General features: G+C 59.6%; 18 protein-coding genes. 5 read left to right on the forward strand and 13 right to left on the reverse strand.

Annotated features, from left to right (window positions below):
* Window positions 1–26 precede the first annotated feature (26 nt).
* The 7 genes from GOV79_RS04125 to GOV79_RS04155 all read right to left on the reverse strand — a co-directional run bounded on the left by GOV79_RS04125 (window position 27) and on the right by GOV79_RS04155 (window position 6,218).
* Window positions 27–677 (reverse strand): protein-L-isoaspartate(D-aspartate) O-methyltransferase, encoded by a 651-nt coding sequence (locus GOV79_RS04125; protein WP_170774383.1) that lies wholly within the window; start codon window positions 675–677, stop codon window positions 27–29.
* Window positions 674–1,456, reverse strand: a complete 783-nt coding sequence (gene surE / locus GOV79_RS04130; protein ID WP_170788697.1) for a 5'/3'-nucleotidase SurE — start codon at window positions 1,454–1,456, stop codon at window positions 674–676. The genes GOV79_RS04125 and surE overlap by 4 nt, the downstream gene beginning before the upstream one ends.
* A 121-nt stretch (window positions 1,457–1,577) precedes the next feature.
* Window positions 1,578–2,663, reverse strand: a complete 1,086-nt coding sequence (locus tag GOV79_RS04135; protein WP_170788698.1) for an ABC transporter ATP-binding protein — start codon at window positions 2,661–2,663, stop codon at window positions 1,578–1,580.
* Between the two features lie 80 nt (window positions 2,664–2,743).
* Window positions 2,744–3,802, reverse strand: a complete 1,059-nt coding sequence (locus GOV79_RS04140; RefSeq protein ID WP_170788699.1) for a methyltransferase domain-containing protein — start codon at window positions 3,800–3,802, stop codon at window positions 2,744–2,746.
* Window positions 3,803–3,889: 87 nt separating this feature from the next.
* Window positions 3,890–4,999, reverse strand: coding sequence for a YhaZ family DNA alkylation repair protein (locus tag GOV79_RS04145; RefSeq protein WP_170788700.1), 1,110 nt, complete (start codon window positions 4,997–4,999; stop codon window positions 3,890–3,892).
* Window positions 5,000–5,002: 3 nt separating this feature from the next.
* Window positions 5,003–5,782: an SDR family oxidoreductase gene (locus tag GOV79_RS04150; protein ID WP_170788982.1), complete on the reverse strand. Its 780-nt coding sequence runs from the start codon at window positions 5,780–5,782 to the stop codon at window positions 5,003–5,005.
* A 73-nt stretch (window positions 5,783–5,855) separates the two neighbouring features.
* Window positions 5,856–6,218, reverse strand: a complete 363-nt coding sequence (locus GOV79_RS04155; RefSeq protein ID WP_170788701.1) for a nuclear transport factor 2 family protein — start codon at window positions 6,216–6,218, stop codon at window positions 5,856–5,858.
* Between the two features lie 109 nt (window positions 6,219–6,327).
* Here GOV79_RS04155 and GOV79_RS04160 point away from each other — a divergent pair, with 109 nt between their 5' ends.
* The 3 genes from GOV79_RS04160 to GOV79_RS04170 all read left to right on the forward strand — a co-directional run bounded on the left by GOV79_RS04160 (window position 6,328) and on the right by GOV79_RS04170 (window position 10,477).
* A complete protein-coding gene (locus GOV79_RS04160; protein WP_170788702.1) occupies window positions 6,328–7,932 on the forward strand; it encodes a peptide chain release factor 3 in 1,605 nt (534 codons plus the stop codon).
* Between the two features lie 18 nt (window positions 7,933–7,950).
* Complete coding sequence (locus GOV79_RS04165) at window positions 7,951–8,889, forward strand: glycosyltransferase family 2 protein (protein ID WP_170788703.1); 939 nt, start codon at window positions 7,951–7,953, stop codon at window positions 8,887–8,889.
* Between the two features lie 184 nt (window positions 8,890–9,073).
* Window positions 9,074–10,477, forward strand: coding sequence for a DEAD/DEAH box helicase (locus GOV79_RS04170; protein WP_170774402.1), 1,404 nt, complete (start codon window positions 9,074–9,076; stop codon window positions 10,475–10,477).
* Here the strand turns inward: GOV79_RS04170 and GOV79_RS04175 are convergent.
* Genes GOV79_RS04175 through GOV79_RS04185 form a run of 3 tightly spaced genes read right to left on the reverse strand, consistent with a single transcriptional unit; the run spans window position 10,474 to window position 12,472 of the window.
* Window positions 10,474–11,376, reverse strand: coding sequence for an EamA family transporter (locus GOV79_RS04175; protein ID WP_170788704.1), 903 nt, complete (start codon window positions 11,374–11,376; stop codon window positions 10,474–10,476). The genes GOV79_RS04170 and GOV79_RS04175 overlap by 4 nt on opposite strands.
* Before the next feature lie 21 nt (window positions 11,377–11,397).
* A complete protein-coding gene (locus tag GOV79_RS04180; protein WP_170788705.1) occupies window positions 11,398–12,276 on the reverse strand; it encodes a fatty acid desaturase in 879 nt (292 codons plus the stop codon).
* Complete coding sequence (locus GOV79_RS04185; RefSeq protein WP_170774408.1) at window positions 12,269–12,472, reverse strand: DUF2061 domain-containing protein; 204 nt, start codon at window positions 12,470–12,472, stop codon at window positions 12,269–12,271. The genes GOV79_RS04180 and GOV79_RS04185 overlap by 8 nt, the downstream gene beginning before the upstream one ends.
* Window positions 12,473–12,578: 106 nt before the next feature.
* Here GOV79_RS04185 and GOV79_RS04190 point away from each other — a divergent pair, with 106 nt between their 5' ends.
* A complete protein-coding gene (locus GOV79_RS04190) occupies window positions 12,579–13,454 on the forward strand; it encodes a helix-turn-helix domain-containing protein (RefSeq protein ID WP_170788706.1) in 876 nt (291 codons plus the stop codon).
* A 54-nt stretch (window positions 13,455–13,508) separates the two neighbouring features.
* Entirely contained in the window at window positions 13,509–13,691 is a 183-nt protein-coding gene (locus GOV79_RS04195) for a hypothetical protein (RefSeq protein ID WP_170354385.1), read from the forward strand.
* Here GOV79_RS04195 and GOV79_RS04200 read toward each other — a convergent pair.
* Genes GOV79_RS04200 through GOV79_RS04210 form a run of 3 tightly spaced genes read right to left on the reverse strand, consistent with a single transcriptional unit; the run spans window position 13,688 to window position 16,889 of the window.
* Window positions 13,688–14,449 (reverse strand): SDR family oxidoreductase, encoded by a 762-nt coding sequence (locus GOV79_RS04200; protein WP_170788707.1) that lies wholly within the window; start codon window positions 14,447–14,449, stop codon window positions 13,688–13,690. The genes GOV79_RS04195 and GOV79_RS04200 overlap by 4 nt on opposite strands.
* Window positions 14,446–15,909 carry a carnitine 3-dehydrogenase gene (locus tag GOV79_RS04205; RefSeq protein ID WP_408015511.1) on the reverse strand — a complete coding sequence of 488 codons (1,464 nt, stop codon included), beginning with the start codon at window positions 15,907–15,909 and terminating at the stop codon, window positions 14,446–14,448. The genes GOV79_RS04200 and GOV79_RS04205 overlap by 4 nt, the downstream gene beginning before the upstream one ends.
* Before the next feature lie 59 nt (window positions 15,910–15,968).
* Complete coding sequence (locus tag GOV79_RS04210; protein ID WP_170788709.1) at window positions 15,969–16,889, reverse strand: 3-dehydrocarnitine:acetyl-CoA trimethylamine transferase BcoG; 921 nt, start codon at window positions 16,887–16,889, stop codon at window positions 15,969–15,971.
* Between the last annotated feature and the right edge of the window lie 128 nt (window positions 16,890–17,017).

Genomic DNA, 17,017 nt, shown 5'->3' on the forward strand with positions numbered 1-17,017 from the left:
TCGGGTGGGTTCCTCAGAATAAACTTCTACGCCTCGTCTTTTCCCAGCCCTTCCAGCAAGGGCACGAAACGAACAGGCAACAATTCGTCATAGTCCAGGCCGGTTTCGGTCCTTCGTACACGGATCAGAGTTTGAACCGCATCCGACTGCCCCACCGGCAATACCATGATACCGCCGATTTTGAGCTGCGCCAAGAGCGGGCCCGGAGGGTCCTCAGCCGCCGCGGTCACAATGATACGATCAAACGGCGCCTGTTCAGGCAAACCAAATGAGCCGTCCGTCAACATCGCGGTCACATTGGTCAGACCCAGCTCGCGGAACAACGCGCCGGTTTCCCGCACCAATCGCTTGTGACGCTCAACTGTGTAGACCCGGCGGGCCAACTTGGACAGGATAGCCGCCTGATAGCCCGACCCGGTCCCGATCTCGAGCACAGTATCGCGTGGCCCCACATCCAGCGCCTGCGTCATCAGCCCCACGACCGACGGCTGGCTGATCGTCTGCCCGCAAGCAATCGGCAACGGCGTGTCCTCATAGGCGCGCTCGGCAAACAGGCCCCTAACGAACTGGCCCCGGTCGATCTGTTCCATCGCCGCCAACACACGCTTGTCTGTCACGCCACGTGACCGAAGCGCAAACAGGAACTGCATCTTGGTTTCTGCACTCAAGCCCGTCATTCGATCGACTTCAAGGTCTCAAGCGTGTCATGCGCTGTCAGGTCCGCACGCATCGGCGTGACCGAGATATAGCCCGCCAGATTGACCGCCGCATCCGTCCCGGGCGCGGTCGGATTGTGCTGATAGCCGCCCTTAATCCACAAGAACCGCCGCCCTGAGGGCGAGCTGTGTGGTTCGACCGAGAAATGCGTGTCACGGCGAAAGCCCTGCGGCGCCACGCGGGTGCCCAGCACCTCATCTGCGGGAGCGGGCGGAAAATTCACGTTATAAAACAGGCGGTAATCGCCCTGCTCGGCCGGGGTCGCGTCCAAGATCTTGCGCACAAGATCCGCCCCAAACCGGGCGGCGGCCTCGAACGGGTCGTCCAGCCCCAGATTGCGCGGGCCAAAATATTGCGACAAGGCTATCGCAGGGACACCCTGCAAAGCGGCTTCCATCGCGCCACCGATCGTTCCGGAATAGAGCGTATTTTCGGCCGAGTTATTGCCCCGGTTCACCCCGGACAACACCAGATCGGGCAGTGCATCCTTCATCACATCATGCAGACCGGCCAGCACGCAATCGGCGGGTGAGCCCTCGGCGGCATAGCGACGTTCACCCAGCTTGGCGACCATCATCGGATGGGTATAGCTGATGCAATGGCCCACGCCGGATTGCTCGAACGCTGGTGCGACGACCCAGACCTCTCCGTCGGGCCCGGCAAGCTGGGCGGCGATTGCCTCAAGCGTGATCAGGCCCGGTGCATTGATGCCATCATCATTGGTCAGAAGAATACGCATATGCCCCATCCATCCCTGCGTTTTTCCCTTGATAGACCCGGCCCCGCGCCTCGGCAAGCGACGCGCACGCGCAATCTGCGGCATTCGCGCACCAGTTGGGTCTAAAATGCCACGTCAGGCATTAATCGGGGAAAACAAAGCACCGGTCGCGGCGAATGGTCAGCCACATAACGCGCCCTGGCTGCGGTACAAAGACATTCGGCACCGTGGCCTTCAGGATCGAACCGTCATAGTCCATGCGGAACTCAACCAGGCTTTCATTGCCCAGAAAGCGCGCCCGCTGGACCACGCCACGCGCGGCCACCCCATCAGTCGGTGTGGGCAGCGGTCCTTTGCCGTTTCGGTCGAAATCCAGTTTGACGTGCTGCGGGCGGAAGACGATCTCAACGTCCGTGCCGTCAGGTACACCCGGCGCAAGAAACTGGCCGAATGGCGTTTCCGCCAGAGCTCCGTTAACTTGCGCCTTCAACACATTGACATCACTGAAGAATGCAACCGCCGCTTTATCCGCTGGCCTGGTATAGACATTATAGGGCGCGCCTTGCTGCACGATCTTACCACGCCGCATCAGGGCAATCTCATCGGCCATGCGCATCGCCTCTTCCGGCTCATGCGTCACCAAAACCACAGCGGCGTCTTCTTCTTTGAGGATTGCCAGCGTTTCATCCCGGATACCGTCGCGCAGACGATTGTCCAGCCCCGAGAACGGCTCGTCCATCAACATGATCCGGGGACGCGGCGCCAAAGCCCGCGCCAGTGCGACCCGTTGTTGTTCGCCACCCGACAGATGATGCGGATAGCTGTCGACGAAGCGCATCAGATCAACCTTGGTCAGCAATTCCTCGACCCGCGCGCGTTTTTCGTCCTTTTGGCCCTTCAGACCGAAAGCCACGTTGTCGGCCACGCTTAGATGGGGAAACAGGGCAAAGTCCTGAAACATTAGCCCAATCTCGCGCCGCTCGGGCGGGACACGAAACACCGTGTCGCAGATCAGCTTGCCATCCACATAAATCTGGCCGGACTCCTGCATCTCGACCCCGGCGATCATACGCAGCGTGGTCGACTTGCCGCAGCCCGACGGCCCCAGCAAACACGTCACCTGCCCCGCCTGAACACTCAGCGAGACATCATCCACCACAATGCGCCCTTCATACCGGGCGACCAAATTGCGGATTTCCAGACGTGGAGGCGTTGAATTCACTGTCACCGAAGGACCCCGTTGCCTTTCCCGATCAATTTCATCGGGCTTAGGCGGGGATAGCAACCCCGCCGTTCAGGCGCAAGCGGTCAGCAGCACCCGCCCGAGACGGCTTCACCGGTGCTGGCACTGGTGGCTTCGAATGGGCTTTCCCCTCCACAACCTTCGAAGATGCCATAATGGGTCGAGAAATCGCCGATAAACTCGAAATGGCGCGCAAATCGCGTGTCTTTCAGCATCATCCAGGTGTTGCCACAGACCGGGAAGACCTTGCCTGCTTCGATCGAATGGTGGTCATCCAGTTCGAACAGATGCGGCGCATGGGGGATCGTGCCTTTGTAGATCACCGCCTGGCCGTAATCCTCGCAGGCCGGTTCCAGTTCGGGCAGTTTGAACAGACGATACGTGGCCGACAAGAAGCTCAAGGGCGCAACGCGCTCTTCCAGCACCGGGTTTTCGATGGTCAGCGGGCGATGCGTCACCCGGCGCGGGTCGGCAAACCCGGCCTCGCGCGAGATCGACACGAAGTCATTCCAATAAAGCGCGCCCGACAGGCACTCCCCATACAAAACCTCATCCTCGGCCATGGTGGCGGGGATGCGGCGATCGGCATAGACATCCGAGAAATACATCTCGCCGCCATCTTTCAGCAGACGGTGTGCGCCGCGCAGCACAGCCTCTTTATCGGTGGCCAGGTTGATCACGCAGTTCGAGACGATTACGTCGAAAGAACCGGGCACAAGGTCCAACTCATCCAGCTTTTCGATATAGCCGTGGTGGAATTCCACATTCGACGCACCATGCCCGAATGCCTGGGCGTGGAAATCCTGATGGGCTCGGGCCACATCCAACTGTTCAGGCGTCATGTCCACGCCGACCACGCGGCCTTTTTCGCCGACCATTGCAGAAAGCGCATAGACGTCGCGCCCGGCACCGCAGCCCAGATCAAGGATGCTCATCCCTTCCAGGTCCAACGGTGCAATCAGACCGCAGCCATAGTATCGCGTCAGCGCATCATCATGGATTTTAGAGAGAATTTTCTTTACATGATCCGGCATGTCATCGGGCGTGCAGCAGGCATTGGTCTGCAAATCCGCGCTGCTTTGAAGGACATCGCCGTAATAATTCTGCACCGATTCATGCTTCATCGAACCTATCCCCTGTGTTTGGTTAGGGATCAGCTAATGTAGCAAGCGCCCTCGCGCAATCCGCACATGCGCGATTTTACAAAAGCGTTACTCTAACAGTTGGAAAACTACGCCCGCACGCACATGTCCGTTCACTTGAACTTCAAGCCGGTGCGGACCCGGCACCAGTTTGAACGTGGTGGCATTGCCCTTCAGCTTGTGGGTCTTGCTGAGCGTCAGAGCGCCATCGCGCAGCGCGGTCTGTTTCAACTTATGCACCTTGGCCGAGGTTTTACCGCCAGGGCGTTGAAAGTGAATGATATAATCAATCAATACAGGCTGATCCCCGGTCCCGCCAAGGGATACATCGAAGGTCAACGCTCCTCCGATTCTGGCCTCATCGTTGACCTGAATGTCGGCAGAGATCGCCGCGTCAGGATCAAAGCCTAGCATCTTCATCGCGCCGGGATGGCCCGATTTAACTAGTCCGCGTAGGGTGTGGCTAGTCATCCAGCGCAACTCATCCGCATCCTGACCGCCCTCGCGCCATTGCAGTAAACGGTCCAGCACCAGATCGGGGTCTTTCTTGGTGATATCGTTCAGATGGTTCGCCACCGACCGCGTCACGTATCGCGTCGGATCGCTGTGCAGGCGATCCAGCAAAGGCAACGGGTCGGTCAGTTCCAGGCCCACCGCCTGCCCCCATGGCAAACGCGGGCGAGTGCCTTCGCTGACCAAGCGCCGAACATGATAGCTGTCATGCGCGCACCACGCCTGCATCCTGTCCAGCACCTTGTCCTGATGGGCGTTCAGGAACGGGCGAATGGCCCATTCCATCGAGAATCTCTGCGTCAGTTCATCAAGCACGTCCAGCGCCAGATCCGGATGGTCGAGGCCAACGGCCACAACCCAATCACCCAAAGGCGCAAAGATGAAATCACCGAAATCATCATCTGTCTTTGACGGGTCCAGCGGCGGTGGCAGCGCACTTAACAGCCTAGGCGCAATGTCCGGCAGCGCGCCGGGGATCGCCTGTTGCAGGCATTCGGCGATCCACGCCATGCGCTCTTTCAACTCAAGATCCAGCAGGCGGGACATGACCTGCACCTCGAACGCCTCTGCATCGAAGTCAGCATCCGCCGCTGCAAGAAGCCCCGCCAAATAGCGGGTCTTTTCTTCGTTAAACAGCTGGTCTTTTAATGAAAAATTCTGCGCCATCGTTTACATCGTCAGGTTGGTTCCACCGCCGTCCAAGAGGATGTTCTGGCCTACAATAAAGCCCGCGTGCTGCGAACACAGAAAGGCGCAGGCGGCCCCAAATTCCTGCCGTGTGCCATAGCGGCGCGCAGGGATCGTGGCGGCGCGCTCTGCACGGGCGTCTTCCATCGAGATGTTCTTTTGCAGCGAAACCGCACTATCTAGGGACTCCGCGCGGTCAGTGGCGTGGATACCCGGCAGCAGATTGTTGATTGTCACCCCTTGCGGGGCTACCTGCCGCGCGGTTCCCGCGACGTAGCCGGTCAACCCAGTCCGCGCCGCGTTCGACAGTCCCAGAACGGCGATGGGCGCGCGCACCGATTGCGAAGTGATATTGACCACACGCCCCCAGCCCTTTTCCATCATCCCCGGCAACAATGCCTTCATGAAAGCAATCGGTGTCAGCATGTTGGCATCCAGCGCCTTGATGAAGTCTTCACGCTCCCAATCCGACCACATACCCGGAGGCGGACCACCCGCATTTGTCACAAGGATATCAACACCCTGTGCGGCTTCGATCACCTGCGTCTGCCCCTCGGTCGAGGTCACATCACAGGCCACCGTCTGAACATCAATGCCATAGGTGTCCCGCAAGCGCGCGGCTTCGGCCTCAAGCGCCTCGGCTCCGCGGGCGTTCATCACCAGATTGACACCGGCCTCGGCCAAAGCTTCGGCACAGCCCAGACCCAAACCCTTGCTGCTGGCACAGACCAGCGCGCGTTTTCCTTTGATACCTAGATCCATCTGATCCTCCCCATCTGTTATTGTTGCCATGTCTAGCACCGGCCAGACAGAGAAGACCAGATTTCAAGCAATATCAGTAAAAGAACTCTTCCCGAACGATCTTGCCATTTGCGACGTGATAGACAGCAACTTCTTTCATATCAAAGGCTTCACCGGTCTCTTTTACCTTACCTTGGACCTCGAAGATCACGGCAAAACGGTCTTCACCATGGGGCATCGGGTCGCTGACCGAGGCACCGGAAACCTCATGCGCGCCTTCCCACCATTCATGTTTGCCCCGGATCGCGTCGCGACCGTGGGTTTCGCGGCCCATATCCATGAAATCCTGCGCTTCGACCGAGACGGCATCCTCAGCATAGAGTTTCTCAAGATTTTCCTTGGCGCGGTCCTCGCGGCAACCTGCGACCAGCTCGTCGGCAATCTCTTTCAAATTCATTGTCTCTCTCCACTATTTGTTCACTATATGTTCCTATTGCCATAGGTGTATGATTCGAACCACCCCCTTTGTCTTGCCTCGGCAAGATTCCCCGCCTATACGCGCGAATATGCTTGATACCTCGAACCAACCCACCCTGCCGCCCGAGATCGCCCGTCGCCGGACCTTCGCGATCATCTCGCACCCTGATGCGGGCAAAACGACGCTGACGGAAAAGTTCCTGCTTTATGGCGGCGCGATCCAGATGGCCGGTCAGGTGCGCGCTAAGGGTGAGGCGCGGCGCACGCGCTCGGATTTCATGCAGATGGAGAAGGATCGTGGTATCTCGGTTTCCGCCTCGGCCATGTCGTTTGATTATGGGAACTTCCGGTTCAATCTGGTGGACACGCCCGGCCACAGCGATTTCTCGGAAGATACCTATCGCACTCTGACTGCCGTGGACGCCGCCGTCATGGTAATCGACGGCGCGAAAGGTGTGGAAAGCCAGACGCAGAAACTGTTCGAGGTTTGCCGCCTGCGCGATCTGCCGATCCTGACCTTCTGTAACAAGATGGACCGCGAAAGCCGCGATACGTTCGAGATCATTGACGAGATTCAGGAAATGCTGGCCATCGACGTCACGCCCGCCGCGTGGCCGATTGGCGAGGGTCGCGATTTCATCGGCTGCTATGACATGCTGCGCGACCGGCTGGAACTGATGGACCGCGCCGACCGCAACAAGGTAGCCGAGAGCATTCAGATCGACGGTCTGGATGACCCAAAACTAGCCGAACATGTTCCCGAGCACTTGCTTGAGAAACTGCTGGAAGAGGTCGAGATGGCGCGCGAATTGCTGCCCGCGCTGGACCCGCAGGCGGTTCTTGAGGGGCATATGACCCCCATCTGGTTCGGTTCGGCGATCAACTCGTTCGGTGTCAAAGAACTGATGGAGGGCATCGGCGCTTACGGCCCGCAGCCGCAAGTGCAATCGGCCGAACCACGTCAGATCGCGCCGGATGAAAAGAAGGTCGCAGGCTTTGTCTTCAAGGTTCAGGCCAATATGGACCCCAAGCACCGCGACCGGGTGGCCTTTGTACGGATGGCCTCGGGCCATTTCAAACGCGGCATGAAACTGACCCATGTGCGGTCCAAGAAGCCCATGGCAATCTCGAACCCGGTGCTGTTTCTGGCCTCGGATCGCGAACTAGCGGATGAAGCATGGGCCGGTGACATCATCGGCATCCCCAACCATGGCCAGCTGCGCATCGGCGACACGCTGACCGAAGGTGAGGCGCTGCGCGTGACCGGCATCCCGTCCTTCGCGCCGGAATTGCTGCAAGGCGTGCGTGCGGGCGACCCGATGAAGGCCAAGCACCTGGAAAAGGCACTCATGCAATTTGCCGAGGAAGGCGCAGCCAAGGTGTTCAAACCCTCGATTGGGTCGGGCTTTATCGTGGGTGTCGTCGGCGCGCTGCAATTCGAAGTGCTCGCCAGCCGGATCGAGATGGAATACGGCCTGCCTGTGCGGTTCGAGGCGTCTCAGTTCACATCCGCCCGCTGGGTCAGTGGTGACAAGGTGGCGGTGGACAAGTTCGTCAACGCCAACAAGCAGCACATCGCGCATGATCACGACGGCGACATCGTCTACCTGACACGTCTGCAATGGGATATCGACCGGGTGGTGCGGGACTATCCTGACCTGACCCTGACTGCGACCAAGGAAATGATGACGTGACCGGCCAAAGGGCCGCGCATGGGCGCTAAACCGACCTGGGGAACTGTCTCGACGGTACGGGGGATGGCCCCGGACATCCTGCGTTTCGTGGCCTATCACCTCGACCTTGGGGTGGATCGGATGCATGTCTATCTGGACGAGCCCTGCCCCAAGGCCTTCAACGCCCTGAACCGGCACCCAAAGGTTGAGGTCCGCAATTGCGACGACGGGTTCTGGGCCAATCGTAAGCGGGAGCGCCCCGACAAGCATCAGGTGCGCCAGACAGCCAACGCCTCATTCACTTACCGAAAGGCCAGCGAAGACTGGTTGCTGCATATTGATCTGGACGAGTTTCTGTGGCCCGACCGCCCGGTAGCCGATCTGCTGGACGAGGTCGCGCAGGGTACCCCTTATATCCGCGTACGCCCGGAAGAGGCAGTGGCCGACGCCAAGGACCTGTACAAAGCCTATATCCCGTCCGGGCCTGATCGTGCCGCAACGGTGCAGGCGCTCTATCCCAACTATGGGGCTTTCGTGAAGGGTGGGTTTCTCAGTCACCTGCAGGGCAAGGTGTTTGCTCGCACCAGTTTGCCAGGCATCAACTTCCGCATTCACGGGTTGTTCCAGCATGGGGAACGCCTGATCTGCAAAGCGGAACTTGCCGAGGCTGCGCTCTGCCACCGGCACGCCCCGGATTGGGATCACTGGCTGGCGCATTACCGGTTCCGACTTGAGCGTGGGTCATACAAACCCGGAATGACGCCAAATGTCCCGCGGGATGAGGGCGGGATGAACATGAACGAACTGCTCAGCTGGATCGAAAGCGAGGACGGTGTCGACGGCTTGCGCGCGTTTTTCGATGAGATCAGCGGCGCGCACCCCGAGGTGCGGGCACGGCTTGAACAACACGGGTTGATCCGGCATCGGCCACTGGATCTGGACCGGAAGCTTGCGAAACATTTCCCCGGAAGCATCTGAATTGTTGCATTAAATCTGCACAGTATCGGAGCACAGGGGTCTGAAACCCTCTTCATTTGACCCTGCCCAACGTTTTTGTTATGTCCCGCCTCAGCCGAAATGCGCGGGATGCGCATGGCCATCCGGGCCCGGCACACCTTCATACGCGCGGGCCAGGTCGAGTGTCCGCAAAAACCGGACATACATGACAAAGTTTAACGAACTGAACCTGAACCCAAAGGTCCTCAAAGCCATTGAGGAAGCCGGATACGAAACCCCCACCCCGATTCAGGCCGGAGCGATTCCACCTGCGCTTGAGGGCAAGGATGTACTGGGCATCGCACAAACCGGCACCGGCAAAACCGCCAGCTTCACACTGCCGATGATCACCCTGCTGGCCCGTGGCCGCGCACGCGCGCGGATGCCGCGCTCGCTGGTGCTGTGCCCGACGCGGGAACTGGCCGCGCAGGTGGCTGAGAACTTCGACACCTACACCAAGCACCTGAAACTGACCAAAGCCCTGTTGATCGGCGGCGTCAGCTTCAAGGAACAAGAAGCTCTGATCGACCGAGGCGTCGACGTGCTGATCGCCACGCCGGGTCGTCTGCTGGATCATTTCGAGCGCGGTAAGCTGCTGCTGACCGGTGTTCAGATCATGGTGGTGGACGAGGCCGACCGGATGCTGGATATGGGGTTCATCCCCGATATCGAGCGCATCTTCTCACTGACACCTTTCACCCGTCAGACGCTGTTCTTCTCGGCCACCATGGCGTCCGAGATTGAGCGCATCACCGACACGTTCCTGTCCGCCCCTGCCCGGATCGAGGTTGCCCGTCAGGCCACCGCTTCCGAGACGATCGAACAAGGCGTGGTCATGTTCAAAGGTGGCCGCCGCGACCGCGAGGCCAGCGCCAAGCGCAAGGTTCTGCGCGCGCTGATCGACGCCGAGGGTGAAGGCTGCACCAACGCGATCATTTTCTGCAACCGCAAGACGGATGTGGATATCTGCGCGAAATCGCTGAAGAAATACGGCTATAACGCCGCCGCCATTCACGGCGATCTGGATCAGTCGCAGCGCATGAAAACCCTGGACGGCTTCCGCGACGGGTCACTGCGCCTGCTGGTGGCCTCGGACGTGGCGGCGCGAGGGCTGGATATCCCTTCGGTTAGCCATGTGTTCAACTTTGACGTCCCCGGCCATGCCGAGGATTACGTGCACCGCATCGGTCGCACAGGTCGCGCGGGGCGCGAGGGCAAGGCGATCACAATCTGCTCGGGCCGCGATGAAAAGGCTCTGGACGCAATTGAGAAGCTGATCCAGAAGGACATTCCCCGGCTCGACAATCCGGTCAAGGAAGAGCCCAAGGACGAAAAGCCCAAGCGCGAGAAAAAGATTAAGCCGGTCGACGAGGCAAAGGTCGACAAAAAGCCCGAGCGCAAGAAGGACTCGGACCGCCGAAAGGACAAGGAACCGCGTGGCCGTGGTCGCCGAAACGATTCAGGTCCGGCGGTTGTTGGCATGGGTGATCACCTGCCCAGCTTCATCGCGCTGAGCTTTGACGAACGTCGCGCAGGCGTAACGGCGCTGGCCGAGGCGGACGCCTCCTAAATCGTCAACACAAGCGCCAGGATAGAGGCCCCCAGCAACGCCATCCCGGCGATCTCGCGCCGGGTGATGGTTTCGCGGAAGAACAGGATCGAAGCAAACAGGCTGAGGATCAGTTCGACCTGCCCCAGCGCCTTCACATAAGCCGCATTCTGCAATGTGAAGGCGAAAAACCAGCAAAACGACCCGCTAAGGCTGGTGAGGCCTACGAAGACACCGGTGCGCCGCGTCTCCCACACCGCGCGCAGTTCGGCGCGGTCTCGCCACAGCAGCCACAGCCCCATGCTGACGAATTGGAATGTCACAACAACGGTTAGCGTCACCAGCGCGCGGAACCATGCGTCGATCTCGCCAAGCTGTAGTGATGCGCCCCGGTAGCTGACTGAGGAAAAGGCGAACAGAATCCCCGACCCCAGCCCCAGCCGTGACGCGCGATTGGTCAGGTGTTTCCACCACGCACCGTCCCCTCCGGGGTTTTTCGACAGCAGCAGAACTGCGGTCAGGCCCATCAGAATGGCGACTAGCGCTCCGGCTGAAACCTGGTCGCCCAGAACGAGGAAACCGACGATAGCGGTCTGGATCACCTCGGTTTTCTTGAACGTGATTCCGACCGCGAAGTTGCGCTGCTTGAACAAGGCGACCACACAGATGGTTGCCAAGATCTGCGTTGTGCCGCCAATGGTCGCGAACAGCCAGAACAGGGGTGGCATCGAAGGCAAAGACAATTCGCTGAGCTTCAACGCAACACCCAACGCCAATACGGCCAGTGGCATCGAATAGGCAAACCGTGCGAATGTCGCGCCAGCAGCCGACAGTTTCACGCTGCTCAGCGATTTTTGCAGCATGAACCGCACGGTCTGAAACGAGGCGGCGGCGATGGTGACGGGTATCCAGAGGCTCATACCGCCCCTTGTGGCCGCAATTTACCCCTTTGGCCAGAGCGGATGCGGCACTGGGTCTTTGGCCCTTAGGAAATGGGCTCGAAACACCTGCGCGTAGGAGCGATAGACATAGGCCTCGTTCCGTGCCAAGTACGTGTCTTGCCCTGCGCGATACAAGGCGGGCAACCGGTACCACGGCGCCGCTGGATTCATGTGATGAACCACGTGCAGGTTGTTGTGAAGAAAGAGAAATGCCAAGGGCCCCCGATCTTCGATGATCACCGTACGAGCCGAAGCCCGATCATGAGCGCGGTGTTCAAGAAAGGTTCGGATCTTCACCAAGCCTAGCCCCAGATATGCAGCCAGAACATAGGCCCAGATAGGCATGGGCGACAGCGACACAATCCACAGCACCACCAAAACACCGCATAGATGCAATGCCCAGGCAAGCAGGATATCTGGTTGCAAAACGGACCGTAACTCATTCCATATGAACACAAATTGACCAATGGCCGGACCCAACACGATGCGCCCTAGTAACGTATTGTTCACTGCCAGCAAGCGTTTCTGCCAACCGCGCAGAGCTGCCCAGACCTGTGGATCCAGATAGTTAGATTCGGGGTCGTCATAGGGGTCGGTCAGCGTCGCATCCCGATGATGTGCCAGATGCTGGTCGCGGAACCGGCGGTACGGAATGAACAGCGTTAACGGCAACGCCATCAACGCCTCATTCAACGCCTTTTGCCGAAAGGGGTGGCCGTGGATCGCTTCATGCGTCAGCGAAGAATGCAGTGCCGCCACGACGCCCACCAATGGCACAGCGGCCCAAACCGGCAAATAAAACAGCATTGCCAACCACGCCCCATAGCACCCAAGGATCAGGGCAAGGGTGCCCCATTCAGGCCCTGCACGCTCAGACATTGCGGCCCCACGAGATACCTGCCCATATACGTTCGTAAATCACGTAGAGCGTCAGGCCGATGGCCGTGTTGACCAAAGCCAAACCGCCCCCGATCGCGGCTGAGCCGGTTGCGACCAACCCCACAACGGTCATCACCACAAGGCCCACCGCATTCCACAATACGGCCTTCACGACTGATCTGCGTCGTGTCTCCATTCCGTCACCCATATTTTTGTTATGGCTTAAGAATTACGGATCACGCAGATGGTGAACATTCTGAATGTGATTAACAAAATTCATCATCTGTGATAAAACCAAACGCATGTCCGAAAATATCGACAAACGAGACCGTGCCGCACAGTTCCGCCTCCGCCTTGCCCGCGCGATGGAGGAGCGGCACGTTAGCCAAAGTGCTCTGGCGCGAAACATCGGCGTAGATCGCTCGACCGTGTCGCAACTTCTGACCGGCGATGGCGCTCGTTTGCCGAATGCGCATGTGGTTGGTGGCTGCGCGTCAGCGCTGGGAGTTTCGGCGGATTGGCTCCTGTCGCTCTCGGACCGACCCGAAAGCGCGGCTGAACTTTTGGCGGGTGCGCTAACTGTGACTGAGGCCGCCCGCGCGTTGGTGGATGAGCGGATATTCGAATGGCATCAAGAGGCCGCCGGATACAAAATCCGTTATGTTCCAGCGACTTTGCCGGACATGTTAAAGACCCGCGCCGTGCTGGAATGGGAGTATGCACCGCATCTGGGGCGGACGGCAGATCAGGCCATCGGCGCATCTGAGGACCGGTTGACCTGGATGCGCCGAGCGCAGTCGGACTACGAAATTGCCATGCCTTTGTTTGAAATCGAAAGCTTCGCAAGCGCAACGGGATATTACCGAGGGCTGGATCTGCAAACACGTCAGGATCAGATCGACCATCTACTTGCTCTGTGCGACCAACTCTACCCGCGCCTGCGCGTCTATCTGTTTGATGCAAAAAGGCTTTATTCGGCACCAGTCACGATCTTTGGCCCCTTGCTCTGCGTGTTCTATGCGGGCAGCCACTATATGGCGTTCCGCGACCGTGACCGGATCGAAACGTTCACCCGCCATTTTGACACTCTGGTCCGCGAGGCCGACGTCACCGCGCGGGATTTTCCCGGCCATCTGCGCGCTACGCGACAGTATGCGTTGAACTCAATCCTGTGCTAACGTCACTGGGCGCGAACCCTTTCGCATTCCGATTATGAACGGAGGAGCACAGGAATGGACGCAATGCAAACCGCCCAATACGCACGGGCCTTATATTCCGCCCACGGAGACAGAGCCGAGGCTGAAGCCGCGCAGAAGATGCGTGAATGCGAGGCCGCCGGGAATATGCAACAGGCACAGGATTGGCAGGCGGTCCGCCAGACCATCCGCCAGATTCGTGGTCCCAATCAGGGCTAAATCTTGGGGTCGGGGTTGACGGTATGCCCGTCCACCGCGATCACTTGCCCAGAAACCAGCCGCGCCGCGTCTGACGCCAGAAACACGGCCATATCGGCAATGTCACGCCCCTCGACAAACCGCCCCATCGAGGTGCCTGCGGCATAGCCGTTATACACCTGATCGCGGGTCATGCCTTTGGCATTGGCCTCGCGGGCCAGAACGCCCTCCATCCGGGGGCCTTCGACCGCGCCGGGGCAGATCGTATTGCAACGCACGCCGTGAGGGCCAAGTTCCATCGCCAGCGTTTTGGCCAGTCCGATGACACCCCATTTCGCCGCCGCATAGGGCGCGCGATTGGGATATCCGTATTGCCCGGCCGTAGACGAAGTGATGATGATCGCCCCACTGCCCTGACGCTTGAGGATCGGTGCCGCGTATTTCGCGCATAAAAACGCCCCCTCAAGGTTGACCGCCAGACAGGCACGCCATTCGTCAAGCGCCACATCCTCGACCAACGCCGTCGGTCCGGCGATCCCAGCATTGGCGCAGAGCGTATCCAGCCCACTCCATTGCGCCGCAATCTCGGCGAACAGGGCGGCAACCGAGGGCTCATCCGCCACATCCACCTGCGACCGTTTCCAATGCTCTGGGCACGCGCTTAACGCCTCCGCATCCAGATCGGCGACCCAGACCTGCGCCCCAACGGCGTCGAACGCCTCGGCCATGGCCCGGCCGACGCCCGAGGCCCCGGCCGTGATCAGAACCCGCCCGCTCATGCAGGTTTACGGATCGCCGCCCCCGCGCCTTCGGGATAAGGCAACCCGGCCTGCGCCTCGGCAATACGGGCCATGGCCGCCTCGATCTGCGCTGACGGAGCACTTGGACGGCGAGTGTCCAGACTGACATGCAGCAGAAAGCTTTCACCCGTGGCCAGCAGCTTGTCGCCCTCGTACATGCTGTGGAAAACGTGCAGCTTCTTGCCCTGCCCCAACAGCATTTGCGTGCGCACCTGTATCTTTGCGCCTGCATGGACCTCATCCACATAGCGGATGTGGTTTTCAGCGGTGAAGTAGCTGCCGCCCGAGGCGATATAATCCGCGTCGCAGCCAATAATCTCCATGAACCGATCGGTGGCGGCGGCGAAGGCTTCCAGATAGCGCGCCTCATTCATGTGGCCGTTATAGTCGGTCCAATCCAGCGAAACGGCGCGCGACAGGGTCAGGATCGGTTGGCTGAGATCAGCCTGATCGATCGTAGGCAACGCACCGGGTTTCAGCATCGCATCATGCTGGTTCAGTACCGCCCCCGCGCCATAGTTTTGCGCCTTGAGCGCGCGCATCATGCCCACGAGGTTATTGTCGCGGATGCGCTCCAGTTCACGGATGGAATGCATCCCCGATTGCGCATCCGACTGATCGGCGATCATATCGACCAGTTCATCGGTGAACTCGGGCACATCCATCAGCTTGGTCCATGGCCATTTCAGCGCTGGCCCAAACTGAGCCATAAAGTGCCGCATCCCGGCCTCGCCTCCGGCCACGCGGTAGGTCTCGAACAGGCCCATCTGCGCCCAGCGGATGCCGAACCCCATACGGATCGCCTCGTCCACCTCTTCGGTGGTCGCGATACCATCCTTGACCAGCCACAGCGCCTCGCGCCAGACCGCCTCAAGGAAACGGTCAGCAATATGCGCGTCGATTTCTTTCTTGATGTGCAGAGGGAAGAACCCCACGGCTTTCAGCAGGCCCTGCGCGCGTTCGACCATTTCGGACGGGTTCTTGTCCGTCGGTACAAGTTCGATCAGTGGCAGCAAGTACACCGGGTTGAACGGATGCGTCACAACGATCTGTTCGGGCCGTAACGCACCCTCCTGCAATTCCGAAGGTTTGAACCCGCTGGTCGACGAGCCAATGATCGCGCCCGGATCACACGCCTCCTGCAACCCCTTGTAAACCTTCAACTTAAGATCCAACCGCTCGGGCACACTTTCCTGAATCCACTCCGCGCCCTGCACAGCCTCGGCCATATCTTCATGGAAAGTCAGAGAACCCTCGGGTGGCAACGGAACATCACTTAGCCCCGGCAAAGAACGCCGCGCATTGTCCAGAACCTCCCCAATCTTGCGCTCAGCTTCAGGATCAGGGTCAAAAACCCGAACATCCCACCCGTTCAGCAAAAACCGCGCGGCCCAACCGCCGCCGATCACACCACCACCAATGATTGCCGCTGTTTTCACGTCGATCCGCCTCTTCATCTGGCTAAAAATACCTCGGGGGTTTGGGGGCTGGCCCCCAATCACGCTAACTTCGCCACCGGCGCGCGCTTGGTCAAACCCAGCTTCTCGCGTACCTCAGCAGGCCCAATGACCTTAGCGCCCATATTTTCAATGATAGTCCCCGCACGCTCGACCAACTGCCAGTTCTCAGCCAGAACACCCTTGTCCAGCCACAGGTTGTCCTCCAGCCCCACGCGCACGTTGCCGCCCGCCAACACCGAGGCCGCCACATAAGCCATCTGGTTCCGCCCCAGTGAAAACGCGCTGAACGTCCAGTCGTCGGGCACATTGTTCACCATGGCCATAAACGTATTCAGATCATCCGGCGCGCCCCACGGCACGCCCATACACAGCTGAACCAGAGCGTTCGGTTCCAGAATTCCATCTTTCACCAACTGTTTGGCGAACCACAGATGACCGGTGTCAAAAGCCTCAATCTCGGGCTTCACACCCATATCTGTCATCATCTGCCCCATCGCCCGCAGCGCGCCTGGGGTGTTGGTCATGACGTAATCCGCCTCGGCAAAGTTCATGGTGCCGCAGTCCAGCGTGCAAATCTCAGGCAGACATTCCGCGATATGTGCGACGCGCTCGGAGGCGCCGATCATGTCGGTGCCCTCAGCCACCGGAAACGGGCTCTCGACGCCGCCGAACACGATATCCCCACCCATCCCGGCCGTCAGGTTCAGCACTACATCCACATCCGCATCGCGAATCCGGTCCGTCACCTCGCGATACAGGTCCAGCCGTCGGCTGGGTGCGCCGGTCTCGGGGTCGCGCACATGGCAATGCACCACCGCCGCCCCTGCTTTGGCCGCGGCAATCGCACTGTCGGCAATCTGCTGCGGCGAGCGCGGTACATGCGGGCTGCGATCCTGCGTTCCGCCCGAGCCGGTCACGGCACAGGTGACAAATACTTCGCGGTTCATTTCCAAAGGCATGGCGTTCTCCCCAACTTATACCCGGTTTTGCCCTGAGTTTTCCCCAGACTTCTCCCCGGCAATCGATTTGCGTTGCCTGCGACTCTGACGCAGCCTTGTGGAAACACTTGCCAGAATGCGAATCGAAC

This window comes from Ruegeria lacuscaerulensis (assembly GCF_013034745.1).
Lineage (GTDB): Bacteria > Pseudomonadota > Alphaproteobacteria > Rhodobacterales > Rhodobacteraceae > Ruegeria > Ruegeria lacuscaerulensis_B.

Coding starts and splice junctions, on each gene's coding strand:
- GOV79_RS04125 (WP_170774383.1), bottom strand. CDS start 677: ATGACGGGCTTGAGTGCAGAAACCAAGATGCAGTTCCTGTTTGCGCTT.
- surE (WP_170788697.1), bottom strand. CDS start 1,456: ATGCGTATTCTTCTGACCAATGATGATGGCATCAATGCACCGGGCCTG.
- GOV79_RS04140 (WP_170788699.1), bottom strand. CDS start 3,802: ATGAAGCATGAATCGGTGCAGAATTATTACGGCGATGTCCTTCAAAGC.
- GOV79_RS04145 (WP_170788700.1), bottom strand. CDS start 4,999: ATGGCGCAGAATTTTTCATTAAAAGACCAGCTGTTTAACGAAGAAAAG.
- GOV79_RS04150 (WP_170788982.1), bottom strand. CDS start 5,782: ATGGATCTAGGTATCAAAGGAAAACGCGCGCTGGTCTGTGCCAGCAGC.
- GOV79_RS04155 (WP_170788701.1), bottom strand. CDS start 6,218: ATGAATTTGAAAGAGATTGCCGACGAGCTGGTCGCAGGTTGCCGCGAG.
- GOV79_RS04160 (WP_170788702.1), top strand. CDS start 6,328: ATGCTTGATACCTCGAACCAACCCACCCTGCCGCCCGAGATCGCCCGT.
- GOV79_RS04165 (WP_170788703.1), top strand. CDS start 7,951: ATGGGCGCTAAACCGACCTGGGGAACTGTCTCGACGGTACGGGGGATG.
- GOV79_RS04170 (WP_170774402.1), top strand. CDS start 9,074: ATGACAAAGTTTAACGAACTGAACCTGAACCCAAAGGTCCTCAAAGCC.
- GOV79_RS04175 (WP_170788704.1), bottom strand. CDS start 11,376: ATGAGCCTCTGGATACCCGTCACCATCGCCGCCGCCTCGTTTCAGACC.
- GOV79_RS04180 (WP_170788705.1), bottom strand. CDS start 12,276: ATGTCTGAGCGTGCAGGGCCTGAATGGGGCACCCTTGCCCTGATCCTT.
- GOV79_RS04185 (WP_170774408.1), bottom strand. CDS start 12,472: ATGGAGACACGACGCAGATCAGTCGTGAAGGCCGTATTGTGGAATGCG.
- GOV79_RS04190 (WP_170788706.1), top strand. CDS start 12,579: ATGTCCGAAAATATCGACAAACGAGACCGTGCCGCACAGTTCCGCCTC.
- GOV79_RS04195 (WP_170354385.1), top strand. CDS start 13,509: ATGGACGCAATGCAAACCGCCCAATACGCACGGGCCTTATATTCCGCC.
- GOV79_RS04200 (WP_170788707.1), bottom strand. CDS start 14,449: ATGAGCGGGCGGGTTCTGATCACGGCCGGGGCCTCGGGCGTCGGCCGG.
- GOV79_RS04210 (WP_170788709.1), bottom strand. CDS start 16,889: ATGCCTTTGGAAATGAACCGCGAAGTATTTGTCACCTGTGCCGTGACC.